The organism is Pedobacter vanadiisoli, assembly GCF_042684385.1.
In the GTDB taxonomy this organism is placed as follows: Bacteria; Bacteroidota; Bacteroidia; order Sphingobacteriales; family Sphingobacteriaceae; genus Pedobacter; species Pedobacter vanadiisoli.
On record NZ_JBHULL010000008.1, the window covers coordinates 34,078 to 53,607 of the forward strand.

Sequence of the window (19,530 nt, forward strand, 5' to 3'; positions counted from 1 at the left end):
TTGTTTTATGGCTATCTTTACGGTATTCCATGGCAAATTTCATCATCATCGGTCTGTGCATACTGGCGGGCATCCTCTTTAGAAAAAGCAAAACTCTGCCCAAAGATGCACATAAGGGCATTAACGCCTGGATTATTTATATCGCTTTGCCTGCGGCCTCATTTAAATATTTGCCGCACATTGTGTGGACAAAAGAATTGCTTTTTCCGGCACTGGCACCCGCCTGTGTTTGGTTATTTGGCTGGCTCTTTGTTACCGTATATAGTCGCAGCCAGAAATTGAGCAAGGCAACAACAGGCGGGCTAAAGCTCACGAGCGCTTTAAGTAATACCTCATTTCTGGGCTTTCCCTTAATTGCGGCCTATTTTAGCGAGAAAGATCAAGGTATAGCCATTATCTGCGATCAGGCTACGTTTATGCTTTTATCTACCATTGGTATTATAGTAGCCATCCGTTCTTCGCAAAACCAAAAACTGAGCGCAGGGCTGGTTTTTAAAAAGGTGCTTACATTTCCACCGCTTATTGGCTGTATTTTAGCCTTAACTATACCACATTTTATTAATATTAACCCCATCGAATTGCTCTTCGAAAAGCTGGCCGGAACGGTTGGCCCACTGGCTTTATTTTCAATTGGTTTACAACTTAAATTTGGTGGCTGGTTCGGCGAATTGAAACACATCAGCTTCGCTTTACTCTACAAATTAATACTGGCACCCACGGTAGTTTTGGCCATTGCCTTGTTTTTGGGTTTGAATGGTACCATTACACAGATCACCATTTTTGAAATGGCCATGCCCACTTTGGTAACAGCTGGTGTGGTTGCTGATCAGTATAACCTGAACCCGAAACTGGCTAATCTGGTAGTAGGAGTGGGGATTGTACTGGCCTTTATGACCACGGCTTTATGGTGGCTGGTGCTTACTTACTCGGGGCTGGTTTAGGTTCGACCGCAAATTATTGGGCACGGAATCACGGATTATTTTAATAATAATCTTACTGCGGTTTTAAGTTAGCCATCAGTGTGCTCTGTGAATACCTCTGCTCGCGCTGTGGTAAAAATACCACCAATGCTTATTATTGTTAATTGCAAAAAAAAGCCGCAAAATTTCTTCTGCGGCTCCCATCATTTTAATTTTTTTACAGGCCTAATTTCTTGGCAATAGCGGCCGGAATGCCTGCTTTGTTCAATAAAAATGCCGTGGTTTTATATTTTACGTAGTTTTTGGTTACGTATAAATAACCTTTATAATCGTTGGTTACACCCCACGAATTTTTAACAATGTAGTATTCTTTACCGTTCTGGTCTTTGGCTAAACCCACAATGTGCATACCATGGTCGTCAGTAGTCTGGTAGTTATCAAAAGCAGCCTGACGGTTTTCCTGTGTAATTTCCATCTCTGCCTGCGGACCATTAAACATATCGGCTTTTTCTTTCGCTGTCATCTCCATATAAGGTGTTTGCGGAACGAAAGCCACCCCGTTTTTATAGCTGAAAGATTTTTCACTTACGTCGGTAGCCCAGGCCACAGTGTAGCCGTTTTTCAAGGCATTGTCAATGATATCGGTAATCTCGTTTACTTTAACATTGTATACCTGATCGAACGACCAGTTATCAGGAACCAATAAAGTAAACTTGCTGTAGAAAGGATGATCGTTGAAAGAAGATAATTCTACATAGTTATCAGGGTTGATACCTACTACTTCGTTAGCGAAAGTTTTAGGAGTGTATTTTTTGCCCTTGTAAGTAAAGTTTTCCGGAACGGCTCCTAAATAAGCATCAATAACGCCAGTATAGGCTTTTAACCAGTTTGGTGTTAACTCGCCATTGGCATTTTTAACTACTGCCTCTAAAACACCCTTTTCGATGTCGCCAAGCTCAGCCGTTTTATTAATTTTAGTGCCATAATTCAGGCCTGTATATACTTCCTGAGGTACAGCACCATATTTTCTGTACATGTTGATTACATCGTGCAAAGCACCGCCATCGCCTAAAGAAACCGCACCGTGCATGCGTACATAGTTAATCCCTTTTTCTACATAAGCATTACGGGCTGAGAAAATCTGCGATAACTGAACAGGCTGTTTGCCTGCTTTAATCATTTCCGATTCAAGAAATGAATTGGTAGAATAGCTCCAGCAGGTACCTGACGAACCCTGGTTTTGAACGGGTGTATTGGCTAAATTAATAACATCAGTAAATTTAAAAGATGCTTTACTGTTTTCGCTTTGGTTGTTTTTTAAAGAGTTAACAAGATTGTCCTGACCATAGGTTATCAAGGTAGATAACGACAAAGCCAGACCAATCACACTGATTTTGGTGTAGTTGATCATTTTTTATGAATAATATTAAAATTGAGCGAATGTAGAAATACTTGCTGATTTACGACAGAAATGTTTGCAATAAAATGCATAATATTCGTCATTTAAATGCAACAATGTTGATTTAACATTCTGGCAAACTGATCGGGATATTGGTTGCAAGGCCTCCATCAGAGGTTTCTTTATACTTTGCGTTCATATCCAAGGCAGTTTCCCACATGGTGTTTACTACAGCGTCTAAACTTACTTTGGCCTTATCGGGATTGCTTTGTAAAGCTAGCTGACTTGCCGTAATCGCTTTTATGGCACCCATGGTATTTCGTTCTATGCATGGGATCTGCACCAGTCCGCCAATCGGATCGCAGGTTAGACCCAGGTGGTGTTCCATGGCAATTTCGGCAGCCATTAATACCTGTCTTTGCGAGCCGCCCAGGCACTCGGTAAGTGCAGCTGCAGCCATAGCCGATGAAACGCCGATTTCGGCCTGGCACCCGCCCATAGCTGCTGATATGGTTGCTCCTTTTTTGAAAATACTGCCTATTTCTGAAGCACAGGCAATAAACTGGATAATTTTTTCTTCAGTATAGCCATTGCAAAAGGTAATAAAATATTGAAGTACAGCCGGTATTACGCCTGCAGCACCATTGGTAGGTGCGGTAACTACACGGCCAAATGAAGCATTTTCTTCGTTAACAGCGAGTGCAAAACAGCTTACCCAATCTAAAATGTAATTAAACCCATTTCCTCCGTTTCTAATGGCCTCTACCCAGGTATCGTAATTGGTGTATTCGTTTTGGCCAATCAACCTTTTGTTAAGCGGGAAAGCACGGCGGGCAACATCTAAGCCACCAGGTAAGAAGCCTGTAGTATGGCAGCCGCGGTAAATGCAATCGCGCATCACGGCAAAATGCTGTAAAATACCTTTTTTTGTTTCCGCTTCTGGTCGCCAGGCCAGCTCATTTTCCATTACAATTTCGCTCACTTTTAAACCTGTAGAAAGACACCAGTGCAAAAGCTCTTTGGCTTTCTCAACCGGAAAAGGCAGGTCTACCTGTGGCTTTTTGCTGTTATCTTCACCTTCTTTTACGACGAAACCCCCACCAATGGAGTAGTAGGTTTCTGAAAAAGCTTTTCCATTGCTTAAAAAAGCCTGGAAAGTAACGGCGTTAGGATGGAACGGCAGACTTTCGGAAAAGAGGAACAGGAGATCTTCACTGTAATCGAAATCGATAATAATTTGATTGGCGAGATTCAGCTTTTTATCTTTCTGGATCGCTTCAAAGGTTGGGGTTACGGCATCCACATCAAAAGTTACCGGATCGGCTCCTGTTAATCCCAGTAAAATGGCCACATCAGTTCCATGGCCCTTGCCGGTTTTGGCAAGCGAACCGTAAAGCAGTATTTTTATGCCCTCTACGGTATCAATTGGATGGTTTTGTCCTAGCGAAGCAGTAAACTGCTGTGCCGCCCTCCAAGGGCCCAGGGTATGCGAACTTGATGGACCGATACCTATTTTAAAAATATCGAAAACTGAAATCTGTTCCTTGATCATTACGAAAGTTAGTTATACAAAGCTATGATTTGTTTTATGATTTTGGTTAAATTAATTTTGAGCGAACATCAAAATATTTTACCTTAGGAAAATCTAATTTAAATGCTCAAACATGGATTTTAACACTAGCTACCAGGAAGTTGACCTGGATTACTGCCGCGCCAGTTCCGGTAAAAGACTTGCCAACTATATTATCGACTTAATTGTCTTTTACATTATTCTTTTTGGTATTTACATCTTTATAGAAATCTTATTTCCTGGAATTTTAGATGGGATTAATAGTCTTTTAGACCGGTTGATTGCGATGTTTTGTTACGGCTTTATAATGAGTTTAATAGAAGCCGTTTCACATGGGAAATCGATCGGTAAACTCATTACAGGAACAAAAGCCGTAAACTTAGATGGCAGTGAAATTGATTTACAAAAAGCATTTACAAGGAATATGATCCGCGTAATTCCTTTTAATGCACTTAGTGCCCTCAGTAATCCCTGTGATCCCTGGCACGATCGCTGGTCGGATACGATGGTAATTGATGAGAAAAAACTGGCATTACAAACCCAAAGGGTAGACCTGTTCGATTCGGTTAAAAATCAAATTCAATAATGTCGGTATCCCTAAGCATGCGCTCTACAAACTTTTGGTGGTTTTGTGGGGTGCCGGTTGCTACCCAGTTTCCGGTAATAATATTGCCTGCCAACTGGTGCTTACCACGCTGGGGTTTCAGTTTACTTTCTCTAAAAACTTCCTCATAGCTTTCTAAATTAAAGTGGCTATGTTGTCTTTTAACAATGCGGTAAACCCGCTTGGTAAAACGGCGGTCGCCTATTTCTTCCAAAAAAGGAAAAATAATCAGGGCCAGCATGACTACAACGGTAACTCCAATAGCCTGTTCATAATGCCCTGAACCAACAGCCATACCTATTGCGGCTACAATCCAGATGATACAGGCTGTGGTTAATCCTTTAACCCGGTTTTCTTCCTTAAAAATTACTCCTGCACCTAAAAAACCAATGCCGGTTACAATGTTTGATGCAATGCGGTCCTGACTGCTGGCCCCGATGTTAATGGATAGGATGGTAAATAAGGTAGAGCCTAAACCAATCATCATCATGGTTTTTAAACCTGCCGATTTACTTCTGTATTCACGTTCAGCGCCGATAATACCACAAAGAAGGGTGGCCAATAAAAACTTATTGATTTCGCTTTGCGTAATAAAATGGTGTTGATTTAAGATATCGTTCATTGCCCCTGGGTTATCAACAGCAAATTAATAAAAATCATAACATCTTAAGCCATTTGCACGGCCACCATTTGAACTATTTGGAAAATATTTTTCATAACCTACACCAATTTCGGATGTTCCGCCCGTGTTGCTGTAGTTGATTTTAGAAGTGGTAGCATCGTGACTGATCCCTAACCTGAATTTTTCACCATTGGTTCTTCTGTTAAAAATATCAAAGATTACAGAGAATACAATTGCATCATTTCCGTTCGAATTGCCGTCGTTTCGGTACCAGATACCGGCATTTATGCTGGCATATTTGTATTGCATGCCCGCGCTGAACGATTTTACATTGCCCTGTTTGTAGGCAACGATAGATGGGATGAGGTAATTCCCGTCGCGATCGTACTCATCAGGCACCAGGGTTAATTTGTAGCTTAAGTTGCCCGAGATACGCATGGGTAACCTGGCCTGAAAACCTGATAAAGATTCATCCGGGCGGTTGAGGTGGTGTACTGCCAATCCCATCATAAATTTCCCGACTACCAGGTTGGCACCCGCACTGGAATCGAAATAATAGCGGCTATCTACACTTGGCCTTTCTGCTCCCGATACACTGCCAGGGATGTAACCGGTATTGATATCGATCTGGTCGCCAAACACCAGTTTATCCCAGTTTAACTTCTGGTTAGTAATGCCTCCCTGCAAACCAAATGAGAGGGCGAAATCGTCTCCGCCGATGATATAGGAATAGCTTAAAGCAATATTGTTTTTTACCAGGTAGGCTGTACCCTCGCTGCTGCGGTTAAAAATAACCCCAATGCCGCTGTTCAGTTTACGCAGATTGAGGTCTCCTGAGGCTGTCATATAAGAATAGTCGCTGGCCAAACCCGTCCATTGATTACGATAGAGTGCGTTAAACCTGATGTCGCCTTCAAACTGACCTGTTAATGCAGGGTTTAAATAAATCGGGGCATTATAAAATTGCGAATAAATGTGATCCTGGGCCAACGAAACCATTGGCAGCAAGCAAAACAACAATATGGTTATCCTTCTCTCCATCATCTATCTGATTAAATATATTACGCCTGTTTTTTTCGGAGGAGAGGAATCGTAGGTCATCCCTTTCCAATCGCTGCCATTAATAAATTTGATGTCTACTTTCCAGTAATAAACACCCTGTGGCTGATCCTGGCCTTTATAAGTGCCGTCCCAGCCCTCTAAAGGGGCACCATCATCCAGTTTGGTTGTTTCCCAAAGCAGCTCTCCCCATTTGTTAAAAACAGACATGTTCCACTCTTTTATACCCCGGCCCTTTGCTTTAAAGGTTTTAATCTCATTTTTCGCACTTGCAGGCATAAAGGAGTTGGGGATGTTCAGATAGCCAGGTACACCGATAATGCGAACTGATTGAAAAGTGCTGGACGAACAACCTTCTTTGTTCAACACTTTCAGCGTTACGTTGTAAGTGCCTTCGTTGGCGTAAGTATGGTTAGGGTTTTGTAAGGTCGATTTGGCACCATCACCAAAAGACCATTCCCAGCTCACAGGGCCTGTGCTTACATCTTTAAAGCTAAAGCTGTAATTCGGTATGGAAAGCTCATTACCCGGGCTTACGGTGAAAGCAGCTATCGGTGGAGCAACAATCTGGATAAAGTCAGGCAGGGCTAAATTGTTGGTACAGCCAAGACTGTTTGTGGTGGTTAGGGTAACAGTATAATTTACCCCCGAACCGGTGTAGGTATGTTGGGGCTCAAACTCATTTGAAACCGGTGAGCCGTCGCCAAAATCCCAGGCATAACCAATAGCCCCAACACTTGTATTTTTAAATTTAACCACGAGGTTGGTACAACCAACAGTTTTATCGGCACTGAAACTTGCCGTAGGTTGAGCAAGTACGGTTACGGTTTCTGTAGCGAAATTTTTGGAACAATCATTTTCAGCATCTAACCTGATGGTATATCGTCCTGGTTTACTAAAAGTATAAGGAAAAATGCCTGTGCTTGTTGTTGGGATTAAAATTGGCGCTTCTCCGGAATCTTCGTTAATAATGGTATAAACAAAGCGGCTTGCTCCGCTGGTATTGTTTAAAAAGTTTACCTTCCAGGGAGCACAGCCTTTTTTCTCATTACCATTTACGACCAAAGCCGGTATAATATCATTTGGCGACACCCTGATTACAACCGGGATGGCGTTTGCAACACCGCAGGCATTCCTGGCGGTCATGTTTACCGTAAAATCCTTTACTGCCAATGTCTTAAACGTATGGCTTACGGTTTGCCTGTCGGTATAAGTTTCAGTGGCGCTGCCATCGCCAAAATCGTAGGTATAGGTTGTTCCTGTGCTTTCCGGACTGGTATTTATAAAGTTTACAAGAAGATCAGCACATCCTGTTGTTTTATCAGGCGAAAATATAGCAACCGGTTTGGCATGTACAATTACTGTGGCGTTTGTTACCACAGGTGGACCGCAAGGAGAGGTTGTTGTTAGCGTAATGTGATATGTTTTGTCTTTCCCGCTTGGATCAGCCTGGAAAGTTACTGCTGCAGGCTGTGCTAAGGTAGAAGTTTGGCCATTGTCAAAATCCCATCTATAAGTTGCTCCATTAAGTGGATTGGTGGTATTGGTAAAGGTAACGCTAAGTGGTCCGCAATCTTCGGTAGCGCTTTGTGTAAACGATGGCGTAACAACAGATAAAGTGCTAAATACTTCGCTTTTTTCGTCTGGATTACAACCCAGGCTACTGGTAACAACAAGTTTTATGGTTACACTTTCGTTACCATTTGTGATGGTATAACCCGGAAATGTTGCTCCTACTCCGATCTGTACATTATTGGCAAACCAAGTGTAGATTGCATTACGATCGGGATATAATTTAGCCGCAATATTGCTTGCTTCGAGTTTAAAAGGAGCGCAGTCGGTGTTGGTAATGTAGGTTATTTCTGCCTTAGCATGTGGATTAACCGTGATCTTAATCTGGTTGCTTAAATTGTTGCTGCAAGCCCCACTGGCTACCGATCGGCGGTAATAAATGCTTACAGTTGGTATAGGTGGGGTAAAGTTTACACTATTTGCACCCAATACATCGCTCCAATCGATTCCATTTAAACTCGATTGCCATTGATAGGTGTACGTGCCGCTACCGCCACCTGGCGTAGTGCCTGTTAAAGCTGCAGCAGCCGTGCCGATACAGATGTTCTGATCGGCACTAATAATATTGTTTGTCAAACCAGGTAAAACAGTAACCTGAACCGAATTACTTATTGAAGTACAAATAGTACTATTTACCAACCGCCTGAAATAGCTGGAAACGGTTGCTGTTGTGGTTAAATTTTGGTTTATGGCCGAGGGAATATTGGCCCAGGTACTGCCATCGGCACTGCTTTGCCATTGGTAGGCATAAGTACCTGTTCCGCCGGTAGGCACATCCCCTGTAAGGGTAATGTTTTGGCCGGCGCAAATGGAGGCAACCGCCGCATTAATGGTATTGGTAACCGGCGAATAATAGGTAATGGTTACATCGTCAGTAGAAGGCGGACAACCACCAAAGCCAGTAATGGTCCACCTGAAGGTATAGGTTTGCCCAGGTACAAGACCCGTAACCGAAGTGTTATACAGGGTCGGATCGGTAATGACAACGCCGGTCTGAGCCGTTACGATAGTCCAGGTACCACTGTTTGGTGCCGGATTATTTCCATTCAGGCTAATGCTGTTCCCGCTGCATAGATTTTGGTCTGGACCCGCATTGGCCACAACAGTTCCGGGATTTACTGTTATGGTGGTTACGGTAGATAATGCTTCGGCACAGCTTCCGCTTTGTACCACTGCCCGGTATTGTGTGGTTATGGTGAGGTTAGAAAATACATAAGGATTTGCAGTTGAGGTAATGGTAGACCAATTTACGCCGTTATCGATAGATCTTTCCCAACGGACAATATTTCCAACATGCCCCGTTAAATTGATGTTTCCGCCATTTGTACCCGCACACACATTTACATCTCCTGTTGTAGTGCCACCAACACTAAGTGGGTTAACCGTAACCTGAACATCATCACTTGAGCTCGAACAGCCTGCATCGCTGATGGTCCAGCGTAATACATAGCTGTTACCTGCAGCTAAACCTGAAATTTGTGTGTTGTTTTGGGTATCATCGGTAAAAGTTATGGCGGTTGGGGCCGATACGATGGTCCACTTGCCGGTTCCTACAACAGGGGTGTTGCCTTTTAAGGTATAAATGCTTTGGTTACAGATCGCTTCATCAGGTCCGGCATTTGCCAGTGTTGCACTTGGCAAAACTGTAATAGTAATGTTGGCGGGCGTACCGGGGCATCCATTTGCAGATATGGGGGTAATGGTATAGGTTACCGTACCTGCGGTGGTGCCAGCGTTATTTAGAATATCGTTGATCTGATTACCTGCAGATGCCACCGCTCTATTGCTGTTGCCTGTAATACTCCCGGTTACTGTACTGCTATAAGTATAATTTATCCCGGCAAAATTGCCCGATAGGGTGATGGCTGATGATGTTTTGTTACAAATAGTTGAACTAAGTGGAGTGGCGGTGATAATGGGATTGGGCTTAACGGTAACCACTAAATTAAAAGGCGTTCCGTCGCAGCCATCTAAATGTGGGGTAATGGTATAAGTTACGCTTGCATCGGCATTTAAGTCGGTATTGCTGAGTATATCATTAATATTTCCCGTTCCGGTAGTAGTATAGCCGCTTGCAGACGGTGTTCCGGTGGCTGTCCAGGTGTAGGTAACGCCTGCAATGGCAGAGGTTGGGGTATACGCTACGCTGTTACCTGTACAGATGGTTTGGGTTGCGGCACTCGTTAGACTGATATCGGGCTTAATTTTTAAGATAATATCATCATCAATCTGATTGCAGGGAGGGGCCAGTGCAGTAGTAACCCTTAATGTTAAAGTAACTATGCCAGCCCTCTTTTCGTCCAATGTTGGTGTATAAACAGCATTTAAATCGTTCCGGTTAGGTGTAAATATACCTTGTCCCCCAATCCAGCTTTGCGAGGTAGTGGTACCTGTTACCGTTCCACTGAGGGTAAAACCAGGGTCGTTAAAACAAATGCTCTGATCTGTCCCGGCATTAACTATCGGTGCGGTACTGAATGTTAAGGTTTGGGTAGCTTCGGCTGTGCCGCAATTATTTTTATGAACAACTTTTATCGTATAGGTATCGTAATTATCGAATTTTATCGATGGATATTTGGAGTTTGCGGTTGTACCTCCGGTAAAACTATAGGTGCCAGCTCCAGAAGGGCTAACGGTCCATGTATAGGTATCAGACAGTTCCTGCGTAGTTCCGCTGATTAGCGTTTTGGTTGGTCCGGTAGTGGTATTGTTAAAATCGTAAGTAGCGAGGTTACACAAAGTAATATTAGGCGAAAGGCTCGCATTTGGACTTTCATTTACCACAACAGTTTGTGGAAGACTGGCAATTGGACCACAGGATGGTGTCGTAATTGTTAAAAGAACAGTATAGGTGCCGGGATTGGTAAAATTAAATTCGGGCTCTTTGCTGGCTGCATTGGTGCCTCCTGCAAAACCGACAGTTGGACTAACTGACCATGAATAGTTGTTGGCTGCTTCGCAGGTATTATCTAAAACTGAAAGGTCAGTTGCTTTTAATGTTGTTCCGGCACAAATCGTATGTGATGGCAAGCTAAAGGCTGGCTTTGGCGGGTCCTGGATACAGATTTTCATTTCTACCGGATCGGCGTTACATGCGCCTGAACTGTTAGATTCTAACCGGATGGTGTGTTCGCCATGTGTGGTAAATTTATACACCAGGTTATAAGACCTTGGCTGATTTGCCTTCACCGGTACACCATCTACGTACCAATTGTAAGTAACCTCATTGGGGGTACATCCTAAGGTATTGGTATTTGGATTTTCGCCCAGTGTAGAAGTATTTACAAAAGTAATATCAGCGTTGGTACAGCCAGGGGTATTAAAAGTAAAAGAATTTATCGGTTTAACCACTACTTTGGCCGAAGAGGAAACCGGTGTACCAATTATCCCACAAAAGGGATTTGATACATTGATGGATACATCAAACGCATTAAAAATGGTACCTGCACTGGAGGTTGAAACGCTTCCGCATGATGATTTTATGTACGAGTGGGCTACAATACCGCCATTATTTATAATCTCGCAAAGTGTATAGGTGGTGGTGGTTTGGTCGCCCCAGTTAATCGTATAAATATCGCCAGGAAAGTTATTTTGAATGCCGGCCCCCGAGGTAACATCAACATTAAAAGTTAAAGCTCCTAATGGTAAACACACTACTGTGTTACCGGTGTTGGCAAAAGCGGTAATTGTTTTATTATTAATCAGCAGGTAGGCTTTAGTGGCAACGGTACCATCCGGCATTACTGCTTTGGTATAAATGGTGTAGTGCGATTGCTGGGCGGTGAAGCTCTGTATGTCTGTTGGAAAATTAATTATAGTAGTGCCCCCTCCGCTGCCTTCGTCGGTTACGGTTGCGGTAACTGTACTGTTTGCGGTAGATTCGTTGCTAATTAAAAAGCTATTATTGGGTTTACTGGTGCAGGTACCAAAAGTTTCTCTGTTCGTATTGTTTAAATAGGTTGAGGTAAGTTTGGCTTCAACTGCGGTTCCTGCCTTGACCTCAAAAGGAGTAGAAGGGCTGCTTGCTGTTACAGGAACTGTCGTTTTTACCCGAACACGATAGCCTGTGCCTGGTGTAAGACCTGCAGGGAGCAATCCGTTTATGTAAGTGCTATAAAAGCCGGCATAAGTGCCTATAAGTGTTTCTGTTGCGAAATTTCCGTTCTGATCTGATAAGTAGAGCTGAAACTGGTTTCCCTGTGAAATGCAGCTTGTTGGTATTTTAAAAGGAACAGCAATGGTACTGCCCGGGGTATATGGTCCCGGGTCTACAGTGCCAATGGTTACCTGCGCGAAAACATTTGACGTGAACAAAAATACCCCGAAAAACAGGACAAAAAAAAGCCATTTCCGTTTGCAGCGAATTTTCATAAACCTCTAACACTAAGGAATGATTTTATTGCGTTCCGGAAGTTACGGTTGGTAACTTGCCGGTCTGTACTCAAGGTTGAGTATTCAGACTTAAAGGTTCGCTAATAAATATTCAATACAAAGAATATGTTTTTTAGATCACATTCGTAAATTTTTTACACCAACATCAACTAAATGAGTAGGTTGTAGGCTCCGCTAAACTTGGTTTTATGTAGTAAAAAGGCATAAAAAACCCCCAGGGCTTAATTGCCCTGAGGGTATATTTTTACACGAAATCGTTTCGTAATGGAATGGTATTACATCATACCACCCATACCACCGCCACCCATTGGCGGCATAGCAGGAGCACCACCTTCTTCAGGTTCGTCTGCTAAAACAACTTCTGTGGTTAATAACATGGCTGCAATAGATGCGGCATTTTCTAAAGCTACACGGCTTACTTTGGTTGGGTCAATAACACCGGCACCAATTAAGTTTTCGTAAGCACCAGTGCGTGCATTATAACCGAAATCAGCAGTACCTTCTTTAACTTTTTGTACTACGATAGAACCTTCAATACCTGCATTTTCGCAAATCTGACGTAATGGCTCTTCAATAGCACGACGGATAATCTGGATACCTGTGTTTTCATCTTCGTTAACACCTTTTAAATCAGCAATAGAAGCTACAGCGCGGATGAAAGCTACACCACCACCAGCTACAATACCTTCTTCTACAGCCGCACGGGTTGCATGTAAAGCATCATCAACACGGTCTTTTTTCTCTTTCATTTCAACCTCACTTGCTGCACCAACATAAAGCACTGCAACACCGCCAGCTAATTTAGCCAAACGCTCTTGTAATTTTTCTTTATCGTAGTCAGAAGTAGTGGTTTCGATCTGTGCTTTGATCTGGTTAACACGTGCTTTAATATCGTCAGTGTTACCTGCACCGTTAATTACAGTGGTATTGTCTTTATCAACAACTACTTTTTCTGCTGAACCTAAATAAGTTAAATCAGCATTTTCTAATTTGTAACCTCTTTCTTCTGAGATAACGGTACCGCCGGTTAAGATTGCGATGTCTTCTAACATTGCTTTTCTTCTGTCGCCGAAACCTGGAGCTTTAACAGCAACAACTTTTAGTGAACCACGGATTTTGTTTACTACCAAAGTAGCCAAAGCTTCGCCATCTAAATCTTCAGAGATGATTACCAATGGTTTACCAGTTTGAACAGTTTTTTCTAAAACAGGCAACAATTCTTTCATGTTGCTGATTTTTTTGTCGTAAATTAAAATGTAAGGACTGTCTAATTCAGCTTCCATTTTATCTGCATTGGTAACGAAGTATGGAGATAAATAACCCCTGTCAAACTGCATGCCTTCTACTGTTTTTACTTCAGTTTCAGTACCTTTTGCTTCTTCAACAGTAATTACACCATCTTTACCAACTTTGCTCATTGCCTCAGCAATTAAAGCACCGATTACCTCATCGTTGTTAGCTGAAATAGAGGCAACCTGTTTAATTTTGTTATTGTCTTCGCCTACAGTCTGCGATTGCGTTTTTAAGTTTTCTACAACGGCAGAAACAGCTTTATCAATACCACGTTTTAAATCCATTGGGTTTGCACCAGCTGCAACGTTTTTAATACCAGTAGTGATAATTGCTTGTGCTAAAACGGTAGCAGTAGTAGTACCATCACCAGCAATATCAGCTGTTTTAGACGCTACTTCTTTTACCATTTGAGCACCCATGTTCTCAACTGCATCTTTCAATTCGATTTCTTTAGCCACTGTAACACCATCTTTGGTAATTGCCGGTGAACCGAATTTTTTATCGATAATTACGTTACGTCCTTTTGGACCTAAAGTTACTTTTACTGCATTAGCTAAAATATCAACACCTCTTTTCAGGGCGTCGCGTGCTTCAACGTTATATTTTACTTGTTTTGACATTATTTTTAAATTTTGAATGATTGGATGAGAGAATGATTGACTTTATCCGTTTTTCATTCTAACATTATTGTTTTATTTGTTGATTTATGCTGAATTTACTCATTTAAGATATTCAGTCATTTAATCATTGATTTTTACCCAACAACAGCGTAGATGTCAGTTTCGCGCATAATCAGGTAATCTTTACCTTCGTAAGGAAACTCTGTGCCACCGTATTTACCATAAATTACAACATCGCCAACTTTTACGCTGGCTTTTTTACCTTCAGCATCTTCGTCAGAAACAGAAACCACAGTTCCTTTAGATGGTTTTTCTTTAGCAGTATCAGGAATATACAAACCTGATGCAGTTTTTTCTTCTGCTGCAGCTGGTTCAACGATTACTCTGTTCGAACTGCCAGCAATTGGTTTAAGGTTTAACGCCATAACTTTTATTATTTTTTATTTTGATTTTGTTTTTTTAACTAAGCTTACAGTCAACACTTTTTATGCCAATAGGTGTGTAGGGACAAATTTTCACCCCAAACTGTCAATCTTTTCAAGCTAATTGCTTATGAGCGTGTCAGCATGGCAGTAAAGTTTTACTTTTTTAGCCAGATTTATAGTTTAATTCTTAACCTCCCCTCGGTCGTCATGCTGAATTTATGTTATTATCCGTTTTTTAAATGTTTTAAAGGTCTGATAGTCACTTCGTGGTCAGCATCTTTCCTGACACCCCTTGAAATAAATTACCTTCGGTGAACTCGCTTAAGGCTCGGTTTATTTCGTAGCTTTCTGCTTCGCTCCAGGTCAGGGTGACGGCTCCAAACCTTAAAATATCGCCTTTTCGGTTAAATACTTCCAATATCTTTTAGGAACATGCTGTACGTGTAATTTGGTGTTTTTTCTGGGGATAATGTTCGCACTTTTAAAATAATCTTTCCAAAGTGCTGCATAAAGTGCTTCGTTTTCATCCATAAGTCCGGGAGCAGGTTTTTGCTTGTTAATGCCTTCGGCAAAACCTATTGTTATTTCTGATACCGTATCTAAATTGTAGTATAAGCCATATTTGCGTTTTAAATCATAAATTACCCATGGCTGATCGGCGTAACGGTTTTTAAAATGGTTTGATATCAAAGGCAACACATTAAAATCAGGATCAATACTGGCATAAAACAAACCATCTCCTGTTTTTTGGAAACGGATAAAGGCTTCCATCCGGTGTTTTTCGCGCTCCACACTTTTGGCATATTTAGAAAGGGCCATTACATTTTCGTTGCCGTAATTGCCTTCCGCTCCGGCTTCGTGTTTAAAAATGTATATTGAAAAATGAAAGAGATGGTTACAGGCTTCCGGAATTTCTGATAAATAACTGCAGTAAAATTTACGCAACCATATTTTTGATAATTTCTGCTGAAGTCCTTTCCAAACACGGTCGGCTTTTCCCATATCGGTGGTAACCGTAAAGCTTTCTGCAAAGGCTTCGGGCTGAAATATCCCGATTGATTTGAGCACTACTTTGCCGGGTTTACGCTCAAACCATTCAAAAACGGCTGTTAAAAGACCGGGAAGAGAACCATCGAAGATATAGATCATTATATTGCTACTTTAAATTATCATTCTGAACGCAGTGAAGAATCCGCAAACGATGAAGATAGAACCCAAAACCGCTCAAGGTTAAAAGATCCTTCACTGCGTTCAGGATGACAACATCGTTAAAACAAAAGCATCTGGTTATTATCCGTTTTTAAATATTTGCTCTTGCTTTCGGCCAGGATAAAGGCCTTTATCTGAGTGCCCTGGTAATCTCTCAGCTGATATGGACTATCGGCGCAAACCATAAAGTGCTTGGCTTTATTATAGGCGATACCTATTTTCTTCAATTGATCGACGCGCAGTTTACCAAACTTGCGGGCCTGTACGATTTTCTGGGCTGACATTACCCCGATTCCTGGAATGCGCAAAATCATTTTATAATCTGCCTGGTTAATATCAACCGGGAAATGCTGCATGTTGCGGATGGCCCAGCTTAATTTGGGGTCGATATCTACATCGAGATTGGGATTGGCATCGTTCAAAATTTCCTGCACCTTAAAGCCGTAAAAGCGCATCAGCCAGTCTGTCTGGTATAAACGGTTTTCTCTTAGCAAAGGTAGCTGGGTGCCTAAAACAGGCATGCGGCTATCGTTGCTAATGGGCACATAGCCCGAATAATAAACTCTTTTTAGTGAAAAATTTTGGTAAAAAGCATTGGCAGTATACATAATGTCTTTATCGCTTTCAGGCGTTGCGCCAATAACCATTTGGGTACTTTGTCCTGCAGGCACAAATTTAGGGGTGTGTTTGATCAGTTTTTTATCGGCCGAAAACTGGGTAATTTGTTTTTGTACAAAATCGAGGGGTTTAATTACATCGGCATGGTTTTTTTCAGGAGCCAAGAGTTTTAAGCCAGCCTCTGTGGGCATTTCTAAATTAATACTCATCCTGTCGGCATAAAGCCCGGCCTCTTTAATCAGCTCATCGCTGGCCCCCGGAATGGTTTTAAGGTGAATATAACCATTATAATTTTGTTCTAACCGTAATTTTTTTACCACCAGGAGCAGCCGTTCCATGGTAAAATCGGCATTTTTAAAAATCCCTGAACTTAAAAACAGGCCTTCAATGTAATTGCGCCGGTAAAAATTCATGGTCAGTTCTACCACTTCATCAACAGTAAAAGCGGCACGTTTAATGTCGTTGCTTTTTCTCGAAACACAGAATAAACAATCGTAGATGCAGTGATTGGTCAGCAGGATTTTTAACAAGGATACACATCTGCCATCTTCAGTATAGGTATGGCAGATACCGGAAACGTGACTGTTTCCAAGACCTTTATTATCGTTTTTTCTTGTGCCGCCGCTTGATGAACAAGAAACATCATATTTAGCGGCGTCAGCAAGAATATTTAATTTTTCGCGAATACGGTCAGACATAGAAAGTGTTTTACTAACAAAGATAGCTTAATAACTAAAAATATTAGCAAAACAAGACTGCTTAATCTATTCGTTTTTGGAATAATCGTATTTAACTAAAACTTTTTGAGGGGCTCAACTTTCTGCTCAAAGGCAGTTGATGTGCAATATTATAACTTTCCTGATAATGTATTAGTTCAGAAAAGAAACGATCGGCCTCTATTTCATGATTCTTAAGTGCACTAAAGTTCGCCACAAAAGCCGGATTTTTAAATGTAATTTGATAAAAGTAACCTCCATTATGGTTATCAAACATTTCAATTACGCTGGTTACATTTTCCCAGTCAGAAAAAAATTCAGTTCTTCTGTACAGGAGAGAAGTACTTTTTAATTTAAAACTTATGCCTTTTTCGCTAATAGAGACCTTGCTTTGTACAAAAATCTGCGTTTTGGTAATCCATAATAAAAAGAGTGCCATTAAGATAATCGACAGCGAAACAAATATCAAAGTGGAAGTTTCGGAAAGCGATGATGGTAAACTAAAAAGACAATACAACATTAAGGAAATGAATAATACCGGAATGCCAACCATCGCGATTAACAAAACACTATTTTTATGGTATTTTAGTTTATAAGGATACATAAGGATAATTTTTTTAAAGTTAAATCCTTATGTGCCGTTCTGAAATACTTATTAATAGGTATTTTAAAACAGGCTTTTTGCAGGTTATTTGCCTTCCCACTCTTTATAAAAATGTTCCAGGTATAGCAGCATAAAGTTATGTCTTTCTGCTGCTATTGCTTTTCCTGCTTCAGTATTCATCATATCTTTCAGCAAGAGCAGTTTTTCATAAAAATGGTTAATGGTAGGCGCTGTGGTATTTTTATAACTTTCTTTGCTAAGGTGTGCTTCAGGTAAAATAGCCGGATCGTAAAGCACCCTGTTTTTGAATCCCCCATAGGTAAATGCCCTAGCAATCCCAATAGCCCCAATAGCATCTAAACGGTCTGCATCCTGTACAATCTGCATTTCTTTTGAAGTAAAGCCTGCGCAATCAAAACTATTTTTGAAGGACATGTTTTGAATAATCAGCTTAACATGTGCTATAACCTCAGCATCAACAGCGATCGATGCTAAAAATGAAGCAGCCATGTTAGGCCCCAGTTCTTCATCACCGTTATTGAATTTAGGATCGGCAATATCATGCAGCAATGCGGCCAGGGCTATTACAAGCTCATCACCGTTTTCTTGCTGATTAATGGTTTGAGCCGTTTTAAAAACACGTTCGATATGAAACCAATCATGGCCGGCCTCAGCATGTGCTAAGGTTTCTTTTACAAAATCGATGGTTTTTTCTATGGTAGCCTGCATAAAATTGAATTTTTTCCAAAGTTATTGGAATTACCTGCAGGAATAAAAAAATGATATCCACAGCGGCGTTTAACTGGCCGTTGCTGTCCTCTTTTCATCGTCAACAATGATTTTAATCAAATCACTGTGATTTAACGTTAGTAAATGAGACACTTCAACTTCTAAAATAGCTGCAATCTGAAATAAGCGGTCGACAGTTAGTTTACTATAACCAAGCTCAATTTTGCTATAAGCATTTTGTGATATTTTTAGTTTCGCTGCCAGGTAATCTTGAGTATAATCTCTGTATTCTCTGATTTTTCTAATATTCCCGGCAACATTCTTTGTCTTTAATGCCAAATCTTCCATAAAAAGGGATAAATTTTAATGTTCTTAAAGTATTTACGAAAATCATGTTTTAACAGATTTCTGAAACGGTACATTTTAGCACGAATAGGAATCATGTAAACAGCAGAAAGAACTGTTTAATACAACAAAGGAACGACCCAAATGTTTAAGCGTTCTGTTTGGTTGGTGTGGTGGTGTTGTGCTGAATAGAAGAGATACGAGCGATGATATTTAGAAACATGAGGCGTGAGGTTAAATTAATAATAGAAAGGGAAGGCAAAAAAGCAAAAATTAATTACGAGGGGCTAATATAATCCCCAGTCATCTTCAAAATCGTCTTTTTCGAAATACTTAACCCATTCGATAAAGAGCAGGCGAAATTTTTCAATTTCTTCCAGAACAATGTCTTTATATTCCGGGGTGCAGATTTCGAACATATCTGCTGCTCTTACCTGGGTTTCCAATTCACGGCAGTTGGTTCGGATAATAGATGCATTTTCCATTCTTAAAATATACATGTCTGCACCTTCTGCCCCAACAATTTTAGGACATAACATCAGGGCATTCTGCATAATTAAGTTAGCGGTCATTTCTGCCAGTTCTCCTTCCAGTGTTTCGCAGAACAGGGCAGCATATTTGTACACGGCTCTTGCCTGGTTATACAGGCTTTTGGCCCTGGTTACTTTCAACCTCACCTTTTCGGCATCAACACTTGATAGGTTTTCTTCATCCTCATCATCTCGGCCAAATCGGCTAAAATGCTCCCATTCGGGCATATGATCCATGTCATCAAATTCCATATTCTTCAAAATTTTTTACGTTATGGTACGTAAGAGAGTGTAATATATTAA

The 19,530-nt window shown here is 41.2% G+C and carries 15 protein-coding genes; 2 read left to right on the forward strand and 13 right to left on the reverse strand.

The genetic code is table 11. The annotated features are described in order from the left end of the window. The first annotated feature begins 29 nt into the window (after positions 1-29). Positions 30-941, forward strand: coding sequence for an AEC family transporter (locus ACFSR6_RS08845; RefSeq protein WP_379077787.1), 912 nt, complete (start codon positions 30-32; stop codon positions 939-941). A 196-nt stretch (positions 942-1,137) separates the two neighbouring features. Here the strand turns inward: ACFSR6_RS08845 and ACFSR6_RS08850 are convergent, their stop codons facing one another. Then, positions 1,138-2,331, reverse strand: coding sequence for a C1 family peptidase (locus ACFSR6_RS08850; RefSeq protein ID WP_379077790.1), 1,194 nt, complete (start codon positions 2,329-2,331; stop codon positions 1,138-1,140). A 112-nt stretch (positions 2,332-2,443) separates the two neighbouring features. Continuing rightward, on the reverse strand, positions 2,444-3,871 hold the full coding sequence (locus tag ACFSR6_RS08855) for an L-serine ammonia-lyase (RefSeq protein WP_379077793.1): 1,428 nt from the start codon (positions 3,869-3,871) through the stop codon (positions 2,444-2,446). 112 nt (positions 3,872-3,983) lie between these two features. On the opposite strand from ACFSR6_RS08855, the gene ACFSR6_RS08860 reads away from it, so the two are divergent. Next, a complete protein-coding gene (locus ACFSR6_RS08860) occupies positions 3,984-4,475 on the forward strand; it encodes an RDD family protein (protein ID WP_379077796.1) in 492 nt (163 codons plus the stop codon). On the opposite strand, the gene ACFSR6_RS08865 is transcribed toward ACFSR6_RS08860, so the two are convergent. From ACFSR6_RS08865 to ACFSR6_RS08915, 11 genes are all read right to left on the reverse strand, one after another. Then, positions 4,456-5,115 carry an MgtC/SapB family protein gene (locus tag ACFSR6_RS08865; protein ID WP_379077798.1) on the reverse strand — a complete coding sequence of 220 codons (660 nt, stop codon included), beginning with the start codon at positions 5,113-5,115 and terminating at the stop codon, positions 4,456-4,458. The genes ACFSR6_RS08860 and ACFSR6_RS08865 overlap by 20 nt on opposite strands. Positions 5,116-5,139: 24 nt before the next feature. Further along, positions 5,140-6,159, reverse strand: a complete 1,020-nt coding sequence (locus tag ACFSR6_RS08870) for a PorP/SprF family type IX secretion system membrane protein (RefSeq protein WP_379077801.1) — start codon at positions 6,157-6,159, stop codon at positions 5,140-5,142. Beyond that, positions 6,160-12,060: a PKD domain-containing protein gene (locus ACFSR6_RS08875; protein WP_379077805.1), complete on the reverse strand. Its 5,901-nt coding sequence runs from the start codon at positions 12,058-12,060 to the stop codon at positions 6,160-6,162. It abuts the gene before it with no gap. A 353-nt stretch (positions 12,061-12,413) separates the two neighbouring features. Next, positions 12,414-14,051, reverse strand: a complete 1,638-nt coding sequence (gene groL, locus ACFSR6_RS08880) for a chaperonin GroEL (protein ID WP_183766384.1) — start codon at positions 14,049-14,051, stop codon at positions 12,414-12,416. A 134-nt stretch (positions 14,052-14,185) separates the two neighbouring features. Then, complete coding sequence (locus ACFSR6_RS08885; protein WP_379077808.1) at positions 14,186-14,476, reverse strand: co-chaperone GroES; 291 nt, start codon at positions 14,474-14,476, stop codon at positions 14,186-14,188. Positions 14,477-14,860: 384 nt separating this feature from the next. Next, entirely contained in the window at positions 14,861-15,625 is a 765-nt protein-coding gene (locus ACFSR6_RS08890; RefSeq protein ID WP_379077811.1) for a TIGR03915 family putative DNA repair protein, read from the reverse strand. 119 nt (positions 15,626-15,744) lie between these two features. Then, on the reverse strand, positions 15,745-17,001 hold the full coding sequence (locus ACFSR6_RS08895; RefSeq protein WP_379077814.1) for a putative DNA modification/repair radical SAM protein: 1,257 nt from the start codon (positions 16,999-17,001) through the stop codon (positions 15,745-15,747). A gap of 91 nt (positions 17,002-17,092) precedes the next feature. Next, on the reverse strand, positions 17,093-17,623 hold the full coding sequence (locus ACFSR6_RS08900; protein WP_379077817.1) for a hypothetical protein: 531 nt from the start codon (positions 17,621-17,623) through the stop codon (positions 17,093-17,095). 84 nt (positions 17,624-17,707) lie between these two features. Next, positions 17,708-18,352 carry an HD domain-containing protein gene (locus ACFSR6_RS08905; protein ID WP_379077819.1) on the reverse strand — a complete coding sequence of 215 codons (645 nt, stop codon included), beginning with the start codon at positions 18,350-18,352 and terminating at the stop codon, positions 17,708-17,710. A 69-nt stretch (positions 18,353-18,421) separates the two neighbouring features. Then, on the reverse strand, positions 18,422-18,700 hold the full coding sequence (locus ACFSR6_RS08910) for a helix-turn-helix domain-containing protein (RefSeq protein ID WP_379077822.1): 279 nt from the start codon (positions 18,698-18,700) through the stop codon (positions 18,422-18,424). Positions 18,701-18,984: 284 nt separating this feature from the next. Continuing rightward, entirely contained in the window at positions 18,985-19,479 is a 495-nt protein-coding gene (locus tag ACFSR6_RS08915; RefSeq protein WP_379077825.1) for a hypothetical protein, read from the reverse strand. Positions 19,480-19,530: the final 51 nt, after the last annotated feature.

Bases quoted from the DNA above. Each gene is read 5' to 3' on its own strand.
- ACFSR6_RS08855 (WP_379077793.1), bottom strand. From the start codon at position 3,871: ATGATCAAGGAACAGATTTCAGTTTTCGATATTTTTAAAATAGGTATC.
- ACFSR6_RS08870 (WP_379077801.1), bottom strand. From the start codon at position 6,159: ATGATGGAGAGAAGGATAACCATATTGTTGTTTTGCTTGCTGCCAATG.
- ACFSR6_RS08905 (WP_379077819.1), bottom strand. From the start codon at position 18,352: ATGCAGGCTACCATAGAAAAAACCATCGATTTTGTAAAAGAAACCTTA.
- ACFSR6_RS08895 (WP_379077814.1), bottom strand. From the start codon at position 17,001: ATGTCTGACCGTATTCGCGAAAAATTAAATATTCTTGCTGACGCCGCT.
- ACFSR6_RS08845 (WP_379077787.1), top strand. From the start codon at position 30: ATGGCAAATTTCATCATCATCGGTCTGTGCATACTGGCGGGCATCCTC.
- ACFSR6_RS08850 (WP_379077790.1), bottom strand. From the start codon at position 2,331: ATGATCAACTACACCAAAATCAGTGTGATTGGTCTGGCTTTGTCGTTA.
- ACFSR6_RS08865 (WP_379077798.1), bottom strand. From the start codon at position 5,115: ATGAACGATATCTTAAATCAACACCATTTTATTACGCAAAGCGAAATC.
- ACFSR6_RS08890 (WP_379077811.1), bottom strand. From the start codon at position 15,625: ATGATCTATATCTTCGATGGTTCTCTTCCCGGTCTTTTAACAGCCGTT.
- ACFSR6_RS08860 (WP_379077796.1), top strand. From the start codon at position 3,984: ATGGATTTTAACACTAGCTACCAGGAAGTTGACCTGGATTACTGCCGC.
- ACFSR6_RS08910 (WP_379077822.1), bottom strand. From the start codon at position 18,700: ATGGAAGATTTGGCATTAAAGACAAAGAATGTTGCCGGGAATATTAGA.
- groL (WP_183766384.1), bottom strand. From the start codon at position 14,051: ATGTCAAAACAAGTAAAATATAACGTTGAAGCACGCGACGCCCTGAAA.
- ACFSR6_RS08915 (WP_379077825.1), bottom strand. From the start codon at position 19,479: ATGGAATTTGATGACATGGATCATATGCCCGAATGGGAGCATTTTAGC.
- ACFSR6_RS08900 (WP_379077817.1), bottom strand. From the start codon at position 17,623: ATGTATCCTTATAAACTAAAATACCATAAAAATAGTGTTTTGTTAATC.
- ACFSR6_RS08885 (WP_379077808.1), bottom strand. From the start codon at position 14,476: ATGGCGTTAAACCTTAAACCAATTGCTGGCAGTTCGAACAGAGTAATC.